Origin of the sequence: Acholeplasma laidlawii, assembly GCF_015709225.1 — a bacterium.
GTDB lineage: Bacteria > Bacillota_I > Bacilli_A > Acholeplasmatales > Acholeplasmataceae > Acholeplasma > Acholeplasma laidlawii_A.
In genome coordinates, this window is the sequence record NZ_JADNRS010000030.1 from 23,234 (window position 1) to 39,236 (window position 16,003).

The following is a 16,003-nucleotide window of genomic DNA, read 5'->3' on the forward strand; positions in this document are numbered from 1 at the left end:
TATGAAAACAGCGATCTTATTTTCTGGTCAAGGTGCTCAATACGTCAACATGGGACTAGATTTTATTGAAAATGTTCCAGAGTTAAAGCATAAACTAGAGTCATACGCAGCTATTTTAGATTTAGACATCTTATCTCACTTAAAAGATGAAACCAAAATAAATGATACAAGATATACACAACCATTAATGGTTGTAGTAGAAATGTTAATCCATGATTACTTAGTATCACAAGGGTTAAAAATTGATGGATATGCAGGCTTTTCATTAGGTGAGTTTGCTGGTCTATATGCTGCAGGATTTTATGAATCAAATGACATCTTGAAAATTATTGATATGCGAGCAAAACTTATGCAAGAGGCATCTACCCTAAAACCTGGCGCCATGGCAGCTATCTTATCCCTTAGTGATGATGTTGTTGAGGCAATTTGTAAGGAAGTGTCAACACCAAATGATTTAGTAGTTGCAGCAAACTATAATAGTGATGGTCAACTTGTTATCTCTGGATCTAAAAATGCAGTACAGTTAGCTGTAGAATTAGCTAAGGAAAAGGGGGCTAGAAGAGCGATGATGTTAAATGTATCAGGCGCCTTCCATTCACCTTATATGAAAGATGCAGGTACAAGCTTAAAACTATATGCAGAAAATTTTAAAGTTCAAGATGCGGATAAAGTGCTTTATGCTAATACAACTGCAAAGCCATTAAAAAAAGAAGATGTTTTAAATGAGTTATATGAGCAAATAGCAAACCCAGTATACTTCAAACAAACGATTCAACATATGATTAAAGATGGATTTGAAAGATTTATTGAAGTCGGTCCAGGTCAAGTACTTTCAGGTTTAGTTAAAAAAATTAGCCCTGAAAGCAAAATATATAATGTATCCAAATTTGAGGATATAAAAAATTTAGAGGAGATTTTATAATGAGTTTAAAAGATAAAGTAGCATTAGTAACAGGTGGTTCTACAGGCATTGGTAAAGCTATTGCAACAAAATTAGCATCCATGGGTGCAAATATTGTCATAAACTATTTTGTTGGACCTGAAGAGGCAAAGCAAGTAGCAGACGAATTAGCAAGTACATATCAAGTCAAAGCAATCGCACTTCATGCAGACGTTTCTAATTTTGAATCTGCTCAAAATTTAATTGATGAAACAGTAAAACAAATGGGTACATTAAATATTGTAGTTAATAATGCAGGTATTACTGATGATGCACTCATCCTAAGAATGTCAGAACATCAATTTGACCGAGTCATTAATACAAACTTAAAAGGTGTTTTTAATATATCAAAACACAGTGCAAGACCATTATTAAAGGCTGGTTATGGTAGAATTATTAATATTGCATCAGTCATTGGTGAATATGGTAATGTTGGCCAAGTAAACTATGGTGCAGCAAAAGCTGGTGTGATTGGCATTACAAAAACCTTAGCAAAAGAGTTTGCATCAAGAAAAGTGACAGTAAACGCAATTGCTCCTGGATTTATTGAAACACAAATGACAAGAAACCTACCTGAACAAGTTCGTGCAGAAATGTTAAGATACATTGCATTAGGTAGTTATGGACAACCTGAAGATATCGCAAATCTAGTTGGATTTTTAGCATCACCAGAAGCAGGATATATTACTGGTGTAGTGATTGATGTTGACGGCGGTCTAACAATTTAAGAGTGGGTGAATATATGAAAAGAAGAGTCGTTATTACAGGGATGGGTACAATTAACCCTGTTGGTAATAGTGTCGATGAATCATTTGATGCCATTATTAGTGGTAAGAATGGATTAGGTCCTATTACTTACTTTGATACTGAAAAGGTAAAAATAAGTATTGCAGGTGAATTAAAAAATATTAATTTTGAAGATTACCTTGATAAAAAAGAAATCAAACGTAGTGATAAAGTCATGATTTTAGGTACGATTGCAGCTATGCAAGCATACCAAGATAGCGGACTAAAAGACACTGATTATGATCCTTATAGATTTGGTACGTTTGTAACTTCTGGTATTGGTGGACTAGATACAATGGAAAAAGATATTTCTGTAAAAGCACTTCGTGGTGCTGATAGAATTTCACCCTTTTTCATACCAAATTCTATTGTAAATATGGTAGGTGGTATGATATCTATTAAATTTCAAGTTAAAGGCCCAAATATACCGATTGTTACAGCATGTTCAGCTGCAACAAATGCAATAGGTGAAGCATTCAGAAATATCCGTGATGGATATTTAGATTTAGCTTTCGCAGGTGGTTCAGAGGCAAGTATTAATGAAACTGGTATTGGTGGTTTTGCTGCATTAAAAGCATTATCAACTGAAACAGATCCTAATAAAGCAAGTCGTCCGTTTGATAAAGAAAGAAGTGGCTTTGTGATGGGAGAAGGCTCTGGGGTTCTTATTTTAGAATCTTTAGAAAGTGCCCAAAAACGTGGTGCTAAAATCTATGCTGAAATCGTTGGTTATGGTTCAACATCAGATGCATTCCATATGACTGCACCAGATAATGCTGCTGATGGATTAACTAAGGCTATTGAGTTAACACTTGAAGATGCTAAAGTATCACCAACTGACGTTGGATATATCAATGCACACGGTACATCCACATTACTGAATGATAAAATTGAAACACTAGGTATTAAACGTGCTTTTAAAGAACATGCATACGATTTAAATGTATCTTCTACAAAAGGTGCAACAGGACATATGTTAGGTGCAACCGGTGCAGTAGAAAGTATCTTTTGTATCAAAGCACTACAAACAGGTTTAATTCCACCAACAATCAACTACAGTAATGTAGATCCCGAATGTGACTTAAACTATACTGTAAACAAAGCCGTAAAACGTGATATCAATTATGCTATGAATATCAACGTAGGATTTGGTGGCCAAAATGCAGTTGTATTATATAAGAAATATGGAGAATAAATATGGCATTATTAAATAGAGAACAAATTCAAGAAATATTACCACATAGAGATCCTTTTTTAATGGTTGATGAAGTTTTAGAACTTGTTGAAAAAGAAAAATGTGTAGGTATTAAATATGTAAAGGCAGAAGAATATTACTTTAAAGGACATTTTCCTCAGTATCCTGTAATGCCAGGTGTATTAATACTAGAAACAATGGCTCAAGTTGGTGCGATTGCTTTACTAAGTATTCCAGAGTTCAAAGGTAAAATCGGCTTTTTTACAGGAGCTAACAACGTTAAATGGCGTAAACAAGTACGTCCAGGAGATACTTTAAAAGTTGAAACAGTATTAACCCGTATTCGTGGTGCTTTTGGTGTGGGTAGCGCTAAAGCATGGGTAGAAGGCGAATTAGTATGTGAAGCTGATATTAGTTTTGCTATTGGCTGATCATGGTTAAAGTAAAATTAATAGAGTTTAAAAAAATACCCTCTACCAGTGACTATCTAAAACAAAATTATGAAAAACTGGACTCTTTTACCTTTGTAAGAACAGACTATCAAACTAAAGGTAGAGGTCAATTCGAACGTCAATGGATGAGTGCGAATGGACGTAATTTATTACTTTCGTTTATGATTAAAGATGTACCGATGAATCAATTGATTACAATCAAAGAGTGGGTGAAAAGTAGTATCTTTTCAACACTAGGTTCTCTAGGTTTAGATGTATATTTTAAAGAACCGAATGATGTTTATTGTCATCAAAAAAAGTTATGCGGTATATTAATGGAAACAAAAGGATCAGGCGATAAATTTGATTATGTCATCGTGGGTATTGGTTTAAATGTGAATCAATTTATATTTCACAAGTTTAAAGCAACTTCCATATTTTTAGAAACAAAGAAAACTCAAAATGTAAGAAAGATTATGTCTAAACTAATGACTAATCTTCTAGAAAGTTATTTTTAGGTGTAATATGACAATTAAAAGAATTATTATCATATCGATGTTTGCAGCTTTGATTGCTGTTTCTACATTTATGAATGTACCTGTACCACCTGTAAGTTTTACCCTACAAACGTTAATGATTGTGCTTACGGGATTATTATTAACACCTCTAGATGCATTTTTAGCAGTGTTAGTCTATTTAACTGCTGGTGCATTTGGTATGCCTATTTTTACAACTGGTGGTGGATTTCAAAGTTTTGTAGCACCAACAGGGGGATTTTTACTATCATTTTTAGTTGTAGCACCTGGTATATCCTTATTTAAATCTAAAAGTAAAAATATCTTACAAGATGGAATTGTCTTAATGATATTTGGCTTCCTGGTTGTCTATTTATTTGGTATAGCAATCTTTATGTATGCAACAAGTTTGGATTTTATATATACCATTGGCGTATTTATACCATATTATATTTGGGATATAGCAAAACTTATATTTGCCTATGTAGTCTATTACTACATGCCGCAAGCAATCATAGATAAACATTTAAAAGGGATTTAAAATCCCTTTTTATTATATAAACCTTAAGCTAAATTACCACAATTTAACAAATGAAGCATTGCTTCTATAGAATTAATAAAAGTTTGCTATAATCTATGAAGATAACAAGGAGAGATGCATTTATGTTAGAAGTATTAATTATTGGTGCAGGTCCAACCGGATTATATGCAGCATTTTTAGCAGGTCTTAGAAATTTAAAGGCTGCTGTCATAGAATCAAGTGCTGAACCAGGTGGACAATTAACTGCAGTATATAAAGATAAGTATATTTATGATATACCTGGTTTTCCAAAGATAACCGCTAAAGACTATATTGATGGACAAGTTCTACAATATGAAAGATTTAAATCAGATTTACCAATTTATTATAATGAAGAAGCTATCGATATTAAAAAACATGACGATCACTTTATTGTGACTACAACAACTAAAACCATTGAAACTAAGTTTGTTTTAATTGCCCATGGTGGTGGTGGATTTGTACCTCAAAAGTTAAAGATTGAGGAACATTACGACAATATCTTATACTTCATTAAAGACTTAAACCAATTTAAAGATAAAAAAATTGTTGTTTTAGGTGGAGGGGATTCTGCACTTGACTGGGCAATCGATTTATCTGAATACTCAAAAGATGTTACATTAGTTCATAGAAGAGATGAATTCAGAGCACTTCAATCTAGTGTTGATCATTTTAGAGAAAAAGGGACAATTCTTACACCTTATATTGTAGATACAGTAGAAGGCAATGAAAAGTTAGCTCAAACTTTAGTACTTAAACATGCTAAAACACATGAAAAATTAAATTTAGATGCAGACTATATCGTTGTAAACTATGGATTTGTACTCACAAAATCTAGACTAGATGAGTGGGGTATTGAAGGTGAAAAAGGTCTAATTAAAGTAGACTACACCATGAAAACAAGTCTTGATGGTATTTATGCAGCGGGTAATGGTATTGATTATCCAGGTAAAGTGAAACTAATTTCTACAGGTCAAGGTGAGGCTGCAACAGCTATTCAATCCATCACAACACTGCTTTATCCAGAAAAAACACGTAAATTTGAACACTCAACTGCACTCATTAAAGAATAATTAACTAGAATACAGCCTAACAAGGCTGTATTTTTTATTATTTACGAATAGTGAAGTATAAGTATTGTGTTTAACACAGTACTTATGATATTATAGTAGTGTGTTAAACACAATACGTAAGAAAGGGTGATAAGTTGAACACACAATTTAAAAAAGGGATACTTGATTTATGTATCCTAAAAGCTGTGAAAGACCAAGAGATGTATGGCTTTGAAATTATAGATAAACTGTCTAATTTACTAGATATAAATGAAAATACAATCTATCCTATACTGAGAAGACTTACAGATCAAAGATTATTTGAAACATATTCCAAAGATAGTCCATTAGGTGCTCAAAGAAAATATTATAAAATAACTAAAGAAGGGGAGCAAAAATTATATAGCTATATGGAAGATTGGGATGCATTTATTAAAAATGTAAATTATATTTTAAAGGATGAGAAAGATGAATAAAAGAGATTATTTAAATAAAATAAGAGAATATTTTAGTGAAAAAGAAGTAACTAGAGAAGATATTAATACTGTGGTTGAAGATTATGCAGAACTATATGATGAAGCACTTGAGTTAGGTTTAACAGATGAGCAGGTCGCTCATAAGTTGGGAAACCCAAGAGATATTTATGATAGTATTAAAGATACTCTACATTATGTAAAATCTAAAGATAATAGAATTGTTGCAGTTATGCCATTTATATCTACAATCCTGTTTTTCTTGGTAGGCTTCTTATTAAATGGTTGGGCATATGCTTGGATATTTTACCTGCTTATACCTATAGCTGCAATTAGCATAAACACAAAAAGTAAAGAGAAAATCGTTGCTTTAAGTCCGTTTATTGCAACAATTACTTTTTTCACGTTAGGATTTGTTTTCGGATTATGGCATCCGGGTTGGTTGATATTCCTAATTGTCCCAGTATCTGCAATAGTACTTAATGCTAGGGGTAAAGAAAAAATAATAGGACTATCACCTTTTGCGTTCTTAATTATCTATATTTTAGTAAGTACATATGTTATTGAAGATTTTTATCAATATGGTTGGTCAATATTTGCACTTATTCCTGTAATTGCAATCTTAACTCAACCCATAAAATTGAAAGATATCTTCATGATCTCAACAATATTACTAGCTATGGCAGCACATATCACCATTTACTTTACGATTGAAAATGCAGGATATGTATGGATGGTGTATCTAGTACCTACAGTTGTAGGAATCTTACTGGGTTATATTCAAGTAATATCCGGTGATAAAGTAAATGTTAAAGAGAAAATATGGGTAATTTTAGCAATGCTACTTGTTGTTATTACATATCTTTTGGTAAGTTTTTTGATCCCTAATATATGGACTTGGAGTTGGATTATCTTATTACTCATTCCAATGATTGGTATCTATGATGGTACTAAATTCGAGCATCCTGTAGCATACATGCCATTTATTGCAGTTACTATATTTATGCTTCTTGGCTCACTTGGCAATTACTGGCAATATGCTTGGTTAGTGTTCTTAATTATTCCAATAACTGCAATTTTAACGGAGTCAGGTGACAAAACTAACGAAGTAAAAGAAGATACTGACGAAACAAGTGATTGCTAACACATTTAAGCGTATCTTATGAAATAAGTTATTTCATGGCGTATAATCAAACTATAGAAAGGGATGATCAATATGACAGTAAAAGAATTTTTAGATAAAGAAAAGCCAAATAAGTATATTATTACTGACCGTATGCGTACGCCTTTTAAAGAAGAACAACTTAAATGGTTAGATTTATCCGATATTGAAGTAAGAACTACAGATGTTCTGGCTGATGGTACAGTGAGAATACATTCTGATTACATGCCAGATGCCTGTTAACATTTAGCAATTTACTTATACACAAAATATGAACCTCAATAGAAATATGCTATTGAGGTTTTATCTTTATTTATATAGCTATAAACACTTAAATTGTTAAGACATTAATTAATAATTAACGACAAAATATTAAAAATCATTTAATGAATCTTAATTGTTGACATCTAAGAAAAAATATATATAATATATGCGATTAGTTTATTGTAATTTAACTATATGTTTATATATAGTAAACAAATAGAGTTAATATGAAGACGATATTTTACAATGAGTAAACATATGTGAAGGAAGGTACAAATCATGGCTTTTATTGAATTAAAAGATGTAACTAAAGAGTTTAATAATCAAGTAGTATTAAGGGGTATTGACCTAGAAATCAAAAGTAATGAGTTTGTCACCTTACTTGGACCATCTGGATGTGGGAAAACTACGACATTAAGAATTATTGGTGGTTTTATTGAACCGACAGGTGGTGAAGTCTTATTTGATGGTGTAGATATTTTAAAATTACCAGCTTATAAAAGACCAACAAATACAGTATTCCAAAGATATTCTTTATTTCCTCATTTAAATGTTTTTGAAAACGTGGCATTTGGTTTACGTGTTAAAGACCAAAACCGTGAAGCAAAAAAAGAAATTACTACTTTAAAAGAAATCTATAAAAAACAAATTGATGAACTACAATATAAGGTAGATCATGACAGAACAAGTAGTCTTGAATTAAAAAACCAAGTTAAATTAGAAAAGAAAGCATTAAAAGAAAAGCTTGATCAAGATATTAAAGACCTACAAGCTACCTTTATTTCTAAAAAGAAATATGAATTTATCATTGAAGAAAAAGTGTCTAAATATTTAAAAATGGTAGGTCTTGATGGTTATGAAAACCGTTCTATTTCTAAATTAAGTGGTGGTCAGATGCAACGTGTTGCAATCGCACGAGCACTTATTAATGAACCTAAGGTGTTACTATTAGATGAGCCACTTGCTGCACTTGACTTAAAACTACGTCAAGAAATGCAATATGAATTAAAAGAAATTCAAAGAAGTGCTGGTATTACATTTATTTTCGTAACGCACGATCAAGAAGAAGCATTAACGATGAGTGATAAGATTGTAGTTATGAATAAGGGTGAAATTCAACAAGTAGGTACACCAGTTGATATTTATAATGAACCGATAAACCGATTTGTTGCAAACTTTATTGGTGAATCTAATATCGTATCAGGCATAATGAAACAAGATTATCTAGTACATTTTGATGGTTTCGATTTTGAATGTGTCGACAAAGGATTTGAAACCAATCAAGAAGTAGACATTGTTCTACGTCCTGAAGATTTAGATATTGTAGAGTTAGGTACCGGAAAAATTAGTGGTATAGTTGATAGTGTTGTTTTTAAAGGTGTACACTTCGAAATTGATGTGAAAACAGAACATAGAATTTATACAGTACATACAACAGATTTTAAAGCAGAAGGGATGAAAGTTGATCTAGACTGGTTCCCAGAAGATATCCATGTTATGGAGGTCTGGTAATGATTAATTTCCCTAAGAAGCAACAAAAACATCTGCATAAAACACAAAAATTGAATTTTGAATTCTATTTAGGTGTTCCATATTATCTTATGATGATTTTACTGGTCATTATCCCAATTGGATTAATGTTACTTTATGCATTTACAACAGATTCAAACAGCTTAATTTCTATTAAGTTTACTATTGATAATTTTATTCAATTTTTTAAAGAGCCAACATTTATTTCAAGTATGTTAGAAAGTGTCTATTTATCCTTTTTCTCAGCTGTTATTTGTTTGGTGATTTGTTACCCATTAGCATTCATCTTAAGTAGAAGAAAGCTCATGACACAAAAGATATTAGTATCTCTTATTACATCTAATATGTTTATTAACTCTTTATTATTAGCATATGCTGTACGCTCTATATTTGAAATGATTGGAACAACATTCTTTGGTGAAGCAAGATACTTACTAGGTACAGATTTAGCAATTATTACTGGTATGGTGTACTTATATTTACCCTTTATGTTATTACCAATTTATACACATATGTCTAAAATGGATAAAAACCTATTTGAATCTGCTGAAGATCTAGGTGCTAATAAACTTCAAACCATTTTAAGAGTCGTCATTCCAATGTCTTTATCAAGCGTTTTAACTGGATTTATGATGGTATTCTTACCAGCATCTACAACACTAGTTATTACAAGATACTTAGGTAATGGTCAAAGAAAAATGATTGGTGACCTAATTGATTTAGCATTTAAAAATGGTAAATTTGGATATGGTGCAGCGATTGCATTAGTGCTTGCACTCATCTTACTGATATTTATCTTCTTAATTAAGAGGGTAGATAAATATGAGGAGGTATTAGCTAATGAAGACTAAAGGTAAAATCTTTGCAGATATTTATATCTTTATCGTATTACTTACAGTTTTAATACCGTTAATCTCAATGATTATATTCTCATTTAATCAATCGAATTCACTGATTGTATTTACAGGTTTCACATTTAATTGGTATGTTGATTTATTTACATCGAGATCTCTTAGAGAACCTATCTTAAATACATTATTAGTTGCAGGTATATCTACCATGGCAGCAGTCATTTTAGGTACTTTAGGTGCGATGGCCTTATCTAAACAAAATCGTCTATTTAGAGAAGTTGCATTATCTGTAAATAATATACCCATCCTTTCACCAGATATCTTAACTGCGGTTGCATTCTTTGTATTCTTAATTGCTTTTGGGATTGAACGAGGGCTTATGACTATGATTCTAGCCCATATATCTTTTTCAACACCTTACGCCCTTTTAGCAATTTATCCAAAAGTGCGTAGCTTAGATCCAAACCTTTTAGATGCTGCTTATGACTTAGGTGCAACACCGGGTAAAGCTTTATGGAAAGTGGTACTACCACAATTAAGAGGTTCTATTGTAGCAGGTGCTGCAATCGCATTTACAATGAGTTTTGACGATTATATTATTTCTAAGTTTGCTAGTGGAGAGTTAGTAAATAATATTTCAACCTATATGTATTCACAGTCACACGGTATTCGTCCAAACATTAACGCATTATCCACCATCATTATCTTTATTATTGGCATCAAAGTCATTCTAGACTATGTCAATTTGAGAAATAAAAAACACGAGGAAGAGTAAAAAAATGAAGAAAATATTTAGTTTAACATTTATTATGGCAGCATTATTTATATTAAATGCTTGTACATCGAATGCATTAGTAATTTATATGCCAAAAGAATATATCTCAGAAGATCTAATTGATGCTTTTGAACAAGAAACAGGCATTCAAGTCGCACTACGTTACTTTGATTCAAACGAAGTTTTACTTACAAATGCTAAAGTAAATTCATACGATTTAATTATTCCATCAGACTATGCAATTGAAGAATTAGCGGCTGGGGATTATTTAAAACCACTTGATTGGGACCGTATTGACTTTGATAAAGCTGATTTTTCAGTGAATTTATCTAATGCAATGGAACAATTAAATACCGATGGATTTGATATTTTAGAATATTCACTACCATATTTTTGGGGCACAGTGGGATTAATCTATAACAATACTAAAACTGGCTTATATGAAGATCTTGTTGAAGAAGAATGGAATATCTTAAATAATCCAAACTATTCAAAAATGATCTATGATTCATCCAGAGATGCATTTATGGCAGCTTTATACGCTAATAATTTTGAAATGAATAATGCAACATCAACTGAAGTGAATGTTGCTAAAAACTGGTTAATTGATGCATACTCAAAATCAAATGCATCTATAAAGTCAGATGAAATTTTAAGTGAAGCGATTGATAATAACACACCATATGATGTAGCAATGGTTTACTCAGGTGATGCGGTATACATCTTACAAGAAAATGAAAAATATTCATACTTTGTACCAACTTGGACAAACGTATGGATTGATGGATATGTTATTCCAACAAATACTAAACATGAAGATTGGGCATATGAATTTATCAACTTCATGTCCACTTATGATGCATTACTTGATAATGCAACAGAAATGGGTTATTCACCAATTTCTGAAGCAGTTTACCAAAACTTATATCAAGATGAAGAATTTAACTGGGACAATGACCGTATTGGTTATGCATTCTCAGTGCCTTATACAAACTTTGAATTCTTTAGATATGATGTAGAATTAAAGAAATTAATGGATGATGCATGGGAACTTGTCATCTTAAGTAACTAAACCTAAATATATAAACCTAATAGTAATCGATAAGATAAGTACTATTAGGTTTTTTTATTAAACATAAATCATCGTGTATTATGTCACATAAGCGCATATTTATACGGGTTTTATGTTAAAATACATTTGAGGTAAATAATTATGCAAAAGACACATACACAATATAAAAAACTAATGGAAGTGATGTATCAATATAGTTTACACAAGCATGTTGATTTTTTAGATTACACATTACTTGAAGATGCATCCAAAGAAGTTATTAATGGCATGATAGATGATTTAGAACATATAGATTTTTTAATTTCATCAACAATCAAAAACTACACTATTGATCGTTTAAATTTGGTAGATTTAGCAATTATTAGAGTTGCTGTATATGCACTTTTAAAAGAAATCGATCCGGCTGAAATCGTGATTAACGAAGCCATTGAATTATCTAAAGAATTTACAGATTTAGATGATGAAAAGCAACACAAATTTAACAATAGTTTAATTGATAATATATATAAAAAAATTAAGTAGGGCATATGAACGAACAAAAGTATTTAAGCGTTTCTGCACTAACTGAATATATTAAAGTCAAATTAGAAAATGATAACCATCTTAAACGCGTATTTTTAAAAGGTGAAATTTCAAATTTCACCCATCATGGTTCAGGACATCTATATTTCTCGTTAAAAGATGAAGATGCAGCAATCTCTGCAATGATGTTTAAAACGTATGCATCTACATTAAGTTTTAAACCTAAAGCAGGGGATAAAGTTTTAGTAGAAGGTTATATTTCTTTATATAAAGCACGTGGTACGTATAGTATCTCGATTTTTTCTATGACGCTTGATGGTATTGGTGAGCTTTTCTTAAAATATGAACAAAATAGAAAGATGTTTCAAGAACTCGGCTATTTTGATGAATCACTAAAAAAACCTATTCCTAAGTTTCCTAAGATTATTGCAGTCATTACATCTGAAACTGGTGCAGTGATTCAAGATATAAAAACGACGATTTCAAGACGGTACTTACTCGCGAAAATTGAACTCTATCCCATTTTAGTTCAAGGTGAGGGCTCTAAAGATGATATTGTTAGAACACTAGCAAGAGTCAACAAAGAAAGTCAAGCAGATGTCATTATCTTAGGACGCGGAGGTGGCTCGATTGAAGACTTATGGAGTTTTAATGAGGCTGAAGTCGTTGTTGCAATTCATCAGTCTAAAATACCCGTTATTACAGCGATAGGACATGAAACAGACACAACCCTATCTGATTATGTTTCAGACTTACGTGCACCAACACCAACAGCTGCAGCAGAACTTGCCACACCGAATATGGTGGACTTAATTAAAGAAATAAAAGACAAAGTTCAATTAAGTCAGTACTATATGAATGAGCGTATAAAAAACTATACGCAATTATTATTAAATTTAGATGAAAGACTTGAACTTGCAAGTCCTAAATCCAAGTTAGAGTTAGAACATAAACAAATTGATAACTTAACATCTAAATTAACGTACTTTTATAAGTCAAAACTAACAGATAACTTAAATAAGGTTAGACTTTTGAGTCAAAGGCTTACATCGCCTGATGAAAAAATAGAGCGTTATAAAGAACGTATAGAAACTTTAACATCAAGAATAAACCTTTTATATAAGAAGCAAGTAGATTTGAAAACTTACGAATATCAATCAAGTTTAAAGCAACTACAAGGACTAGATCCATTACGTATTATGCAAAGAGGTTTCTCATTAACAACCAAAAATCAAAAAGTGATTACAAGTATAGAACAAATTAACACGAATGATGAATTAGATATTCAATATAAAGATGGTACAGCAAAAGTTAAAGTATTAAGCAAGGAAGGTAAACACATATGAGTGAAAAACTTACATTTGAAGAAACAATTAAAAAGTTAGAAGAAGTTGTTAAGCAACTTGAAAGTAAAGATATTTCTTTAGAACAATCTATTGAAAAATATCAAGAAGGCTTAAAATTATCAAAATCATTATATGAAATGATTAAAGCAGCTGAATCTTTAATTGTTGAAGTTAAATCTTGAGATTAGATAAATATTTAACAGACCACTATAAAGACATTACACGTTCACAGTTTAGTGACTTTATTAAGCGTGGATTTATAACTGTTGATGATAAAGTAATAACCAAACCATCTTTTGATGTGCTTGAACACCACGTTGTGAAATTCAATAAAGACGAGGTCTTTGTTTCACGTGGCGGTGAAAAATTAGAACATGCAATTGATGTTTTTGGTATAGATATTTCTAATAAAGTCGTTATAGATGTCGGTGCATCGACCGGTGGGTTTACTCAAAGCGTATTAAACCATGGTGCAAAGCATGTCTATGCATATGATGTAGGTACAGATCAGTTAGCAAAAAGCTTACGTAGTGATGTACGTGTCTCATCGTTTGAACAAACAAACATATTAGATGTTAATCTACCTCTAAATGATCTGATTGTTATAGATGTATCCTTTACATCGGTATTACCAATTTTAAGCTATGTCACACCTTTTGCAAAAGAGATTATCTTTTTACTTAAACCTCAATTTGAGACTACAAAGGATATGCTTAAAAAAGGTATATTAAAATCAGAAAAAGAAATATCTAAGATCATTGAAAAAACAACCCAACACTTAAAGTCATTATCATTACAAATCTTAGGTTTTACACCAAGTCCAATAACCGGCAAAGATGGAAACCAAGAGTATTTAATTTACTGTACAAGGAGTTAATACATGCTAAATTATCTAGAAGTTAAAAATTTCGCTTTAATTGATGATTTAAATATCGAGTTTAAGCATGGTTTAACATCATTAACTGGAGAAACTGGTAGTGGTAAATCGATTCTTTTAGAGTCTTTACAATTGTTATTTGGAAAGCGTTCAGATGCTGAGTATATTAGGACTGGTACAACGAAAGCAACCGTTCTAGGTAGATTTAGTCTAACACCAAATCAAGCAAGAGATTTAGACTTACCCAATGATATTACACTGAGTAGAGAAATAGACCAATCAGGTAGACATCTAGTAAAACTAAATGATGAAACAATCACCCTTTCAAGACTTAGACAAATTACGAATAAGATTGGCTTAATTCATGGACAAAATGATACCTATCAATTACTAGATAAATCTACCTATGTATCTTTCATTGACTTATTAGATCAAGTAGAAATTAACAAATTACTACAACATTATTTACTCAAAAGAAGTACTTATTTAGATGCTTTAAAGGCATTTGAAAACTTAAAAAATAAGAAACAAGAAACTCAAGAACGCGCTGAATTTTTAAAGTTTCAAATCAACGAGTTAAAATCTTATAATCTAGTCTTAGGAGAAAAACAGGAATTAGAGGAAAAAGTTCAAAGATTAAAAAACTTTGATAGTATTCAGCAAGCACTAAAGCTAAGTTATGACACCTTTAATGGGCAATTTTTTCAAACAGATCTTTTATATGATGCGTACAAACAAATGTCTAAAATTGCTGTCTATGATAATGAATATAAAGAAATATCAAAACTTCTTGAAGAAAGTTATTATAACTTAGAAGAAGCTAAAAAAAGTGTTGAATCTTCATTAGATAGTCTAGATTTTGATAGTGATGCATACAATAATTATCAAGAACGTTTGTATGAACTATCTAAAATAGAGACGAAATATGCAAAATCAAATGATGACCTAGTGAAGTACTTAGAAGAAATGACTGATGAGTTATTAATGAGTCAAGACTTTGATGGCTATTTAAAAATAGCTAAATCAAAACTGGATACACATTATGATGAAGCTTACAAACTTGGTGAAAAACTAAGTAGTTATAGAAAAAAACTAGCACTTAAGCTAGAAAAAGAATTAACTCAGTCCTTACATGAACTTGATTTAGAAAAGGCAGTTTTTAAAATTGAGTTTGAAGCCTTAAAACCTCAGCTGGTATTAGGTGAGGATGGACTAGATTCAGTAGAGTTTATGATATCACTCAATGAAGGTGAACCCCTCAAAGCACTTGCTAAAGTAGCTAGTGGTGGTGAAAAAGCTAGATTTATGTTTGCATTAAAATCACTTTATGCCACAAATAGTGACTTAAGTCTCTTAGTTTTTGATGAGATTGACATTGGTATATCCGGAAAAACTGCAACAAAAATGGCAAATGTGATGAAACGCCATGCTAAAACGATGCAAATACTCGTGATAACACACTTACCACAAGTAGCTGCAAAGGCTGATTATCATTATGCAATCTATAAAGAATTAGTTGATAAACGTATGCAAACTCAAATTAATATCCTAAATTTTGAAGAACGTACTTTAGCGATTGCTAGTATGTTATCTGATGATGAAATTACGCCGTTTGCGATTGAACAGGCAAAAAAACTATTATCATAATAAAAA

At 31.3% G+C, this 16,003-nt stretch carries 19 protein-coding genes; all 19 read left to right on the forward strand.

Annotation, left to right across the window (positions count from 1 at the left end):
• Position 1 precedes the first annotated feature (1 nt).
• The 19 genes from IY230_RS03400 to recN all read left to right on the forward strand — a co-directional run bounded on the left by IY230_RS03400 (position 2) and on the right by recN (position 15,997).
• Positions 2-922: an ACP S-malonyltransferase gene (locus tag IY230_RS03400; protein WP_196369927.1), complete on the forward strand. Its 921-nt coding sequence runs from the start codon at positions 2-4 to the stop codon at positions 920-922.
• Positions 922-1,668 carry a 3-oxoacyl-[acyl-carrier-protein] reductase gene (fabG, locus tag IY230_RS03405; RefSeq protein ID WP_196369928.1) on the forward strand — a complete coding sequence of 249 codons (747 nt, stop codon included), beginning with the start codon at positions 922-924 and terminating at the stop codon, positions 1,666-1,668. The genes IY230_RS03400 and fabG overlap by 1 nt, the downstream gene beginning before the upstream one ends.
• A 14-nt stretch (positions 1,669-1,682) precedes the next feature.
• On the forward strand, positions 1,683-2,921 hold the full coding sequence (fabF, locus tag IY230_RS03410; protein ID WP_196369929.1) for a beta-ketoacyl-ACP synthase II: 1,239 nt from the start codon (positions 1,683-1,685) through the stop codon (positions 2,919-2,921).
• A 2-nt stretch (positions 2,922-2,923) separates the two neighbouring features.
• Positions 2,924-3,352, forward strand: a complete 429-nt coding sequence (fabZ, locus tag IY230_RS03415) for a 3-hydroxyacyl-ACP dehydratase FabZ (protein ID WP_012242415.1) — start codon at positions 2,924-2,926, stop codon at positions 3,350-3,352.
• A gap of 2 nt (positions 3,353-3,354) precedes the next feature.
• Entirely contained in the window at positions 3,355-3,870 is a 516-nt protein-coding gene (locus tag IY230_RS03420; RefSeq protein ID WP_196369930.1) for a biotin--[acetyl-CoA-carboxylase] ligase, read from the forward strand.
• A 7-nt stretch (positions 3,871-3,877) separates the two neighbouring features.
• On the forward strand, positions 3,878-4,408 hold the full coding sequence (locus tag IY230_RS03425; protein WP_196369931.1) for a biotin transporter BioY: 531 nt from the start codon (positions 3,878-3,880) through the stop codon (positions 4,406-4,408).
• 122 nt (positions 4,409-4,530) lie between these two features.
• Positions 4,531-5,499, forward strand: coding sequence for an NAD(P)/FAD-dependent oxidoreductase (locus IY230_RS03430; RefSeq protein ID WP_196369932.1), 969 nt, complete (start codon positions 4,531-4,533; stop codon positions 5,497-5,499).
• Between the two features lie 134 nt (positions 5,500-5,633).
• Positions 5,634-5,954 (forward strand): PadR family transcriptional regulator, encoded by a 321-nt coding sequence (locus IY230_RS03435; RefSeq protein WP_196369933.1) that lies wholly within the window; start codon positions 5,634-5,636, stop codon positions 5,952-5,954.
• Positions 5,947-7,095, forward strand: coding sequence for a DUF1700 domain-containing protein (locus tag IY230_RS03440; protein WP_196369934.1), 1,149 nt, complete (start codon positions 5,947-5,949; stop codon positions 7,093-7,095). Before IY230_RS03435 ends, IY230_RS03440 begins: the two co-directional genes overlap by 8 nt.
• A 72-nt stretch (positions 7,096-7,167) precedes the next feature.
• Positions 7,168-7,356: a hypothetical protein gene (locus tag IY230_RS03445; RefSeq protein ID WP_196369935.1), complete on the forward strand. Its 189-nt coding sequence runs from the start codon at positions 7,168-7,170 to the stop codon at positions 7,354-7,356.
• A 300-nt stretch (positions 7,357-7,656) separates the two neighbouring features.
• A complete protein-coding gene (locus IY230_RS03450; protein WP_196369936.1) occupies positions 7,657-8,889 on the forward strand; it encodes an ABC transporter ATP-binding protein in 1,233 nt (410 codons plus the stop codon).
• Entirely contained in the window at positions 8,889-9,758 is an 870-nt protein-coding gene (locus IY230_RS03455; RefSeq protein ID WP_196369937.1) for an ABC transporter permease, read from the forward strand. Before IY230_RS03450 ends, IY230_RS03455 begins: the two co-directional genes overlap by 1 nt.
• Positions 9,748-10,533: an ABC transporter permease gene (locus IY230_RS03460; RefSeq protein WP_012242423.1), complete on the forward strand. Its 786-nt coding sequence runs from the start codon at positions 9,748-9,750 to the stop codon at positions 10,531-10,533. Before IY230_RS03455 ends, IY230_RS03460 begins: the two co-directional genes overlap by 11 nt.
• 4 nt (positions 10,534-10,537) lie before the next feature.
• A complete protein-coding gene (locus IY230_RS03465; protein WP_196369938.1) occupies positions 10,538-11,605 on the forward strand; it encodes an ABC transporter substrate-binding protein in 1,068 nt (355 codons plus the stop codon).
• Between the two features lie 141 nt (positions 11,606-11,746).
• Positions 11,747-12,127 carry a transcription antitermination protein NusB gene (locus IY230_RS03470; protein WP_196369939.1) on the forward strand — a complete coding sequence of 127 codons (381 nt, stop codon included), beginning with the start codon at positions 11,747-11,749 and terminating at the stop codon, positions 12,125-12,127.
• 5 nt (positions 12,128-12,132) lie between these two features.
• Positions 12,133-13,473: an exodeoxyribonuclease VII large subunit gene (gene xseA, locus IY230_RS03475; protein ID WP_196369940.1), complete on the forward strand. Its 1,341-nt coding sequence runs from the start codon at positions 12,133-12,135 to the stop codon at positions 13,471-13,473.
• The gene (xseB, locus tag IY230_RS03480; RefSeq protein ID WP_196369941.1) at positions 13,470-13,655 is read left to right on the forward strand and encodes an exodeoxyribonuclease VII small subunit; all 186 of its coding nucleotides are present in this window, start codon (positions 13,470-13,472) and stop codon (positions 13,653-13,655) included. The genes xseA and xseB overlap by 4 nt, the downstream gene beginning before the upstream one ends.
• Positions 13,652-14,350, forward strand: coding sequence for a TlyA family RNA methyltransferase (locus IY230_RS03485; RefSeq protein ID WP_196369942.1), 699 nt, complete (start codon positions 13,652-13,654; stop codon positions 14,348-14,350). The genes xseB and IY230_RS03485 overlap by 4 nt, the downstream gene beginning before the upstream one ends.
• A gap of 3 nt (positions 14,351-14,353) precedes the next feature.
• Positions 14,354-15,997, forward strand: a complete 1,644-nt coding sequence (gene recN / locus IY230_RS03490) for a DNA repair protein RecN (protein WP_196369943.1) — start codon at positions 14,354-14,356, stop codon at positions 15,995-15,997.
• Positions 15,998-16,003 lie beyond the last annotated feature (6 nt).

What these genes read in the sequence shown, in the direction of transcription:
- IY230_RS03445 (WP_196369935.1), top strand. Translation starts at nt 7,168, where the DNA reads ATGACAGTAAAAGAATTTTTAGATAAAGAAAAGCCAAATAAGTATATT.
- IY230_RS03420 (WP_196369930.1), top strand. Translation starts at nt 3,355, where the DNA reads ATGGTTAAAGTAAAATTAATAGAGTTTAAAAAAATACCCTCTACCAGT.
- IY230_RS03470 (WP_196369939.1), top strand. Translation starts at nt 11,747, where the DNA reads ATGCAAAAGACACATACACAATATAAAAAACTAATGGAAGTGATGTAT.
- IY230_RS03430 (WP_196369932.1), top strand. Translation starts at nt 4,531, where the DNA reads ATGTTAGAAGTATTAATTATTGGTGCAGGTCCAACCGGATTATATGCA.
- IY230_RS03460 (WP_012242423.1), top strand. Translation starts at nt 9,748, where the DNA reads ATGAAGACTAAAGGTAAAATCTTTGCAGATATTTATATCTTTATCGTA.
- fabF (WP_196369929.1), top strand. Translation starts at nt 1,683, where the DNA reads ATGAAAAGAAGAGTCGTTATTACAGGGATGGGTACAATTAACCCTGTT.
- IY230_RS03440 (WP_196369934.1), top strand. Translation starts at nt 5,947, where the DNA reads ATGAATAAAAGAGATTATTTAAATAAAATAAGAGAATATTTTAGTGAA.
- fabZ (WP_012242415.1), top strand. Translation starts at nt 2,924, where the DNA reads ATGGCATTATTAAATAGAGAACAAATTCAAGAAATATTACCACATAGA.
- IY230_RS03465 (WP_196369938.1), top strand. Translation starts at nt 10,538, where the DNA reads ATGAAGAAAATATTTAGTTTAACATTTATTATGGCAGCATTATTTATA.
- IY230_RS03425 (WP_196369931.1), top strand. Translation starts at nt 3,878, where the DNA reads ATGACAATTAAAAGAATTATTATCATATCGATGTTTGCAGCTTTGATT.
- IY230_RS03450 (WP_196369936.1), top strand. Translation starts at nt 7,657, where the DNA reads ATGGCTTTTATTGAATTAAAAGATGTAACTAAAGAGTTTAATAATCAA.
- xseA (WP_196369940.1), top strand. Translation starts at nt 12,133, where the DNA reads ATGAACGAACAAAAGTATTTAAGCGTTTCTGCACTAACTGAATATATT.
- IY230_RS03400 (WP_196369927.1), top strand. Translation starts at nt 2, where the DNA reads ATGAAAACAGCGATCTTATTTTCTGGTCAAGGTGCTCAATACGTCAAC.
- fabG (WP_196369928.1), top strand. Translation starts at nt 922, where the DNA reads ATGAGTTTAAAAGATAAAGTAGCATTAGTAACAGGTGGTTCTACAGGC.
- xseB (WP_196369941.1), top strand. Translation starts at nt 13,470, where the DNA reads ATGAGTGAAAAACTTACATTTGAAGAAACAATTAAAAAGTTAGAAGAA.
- IY230_RS03455 (WP_196369937.1), top strand. Translation starts at nt 8,889, where the DNA reads ATGATTAATTTCCCTAAGAAGCAACAAAAACATCTGCATAAAACACAA.
- recN (WP_196369943.1), top strand. Translation starts at nt 14,354, where the DNA reads ATGCTAAATTATCTAGAAGTTAAAAATTTCGCTTTAATTGATGATTTA.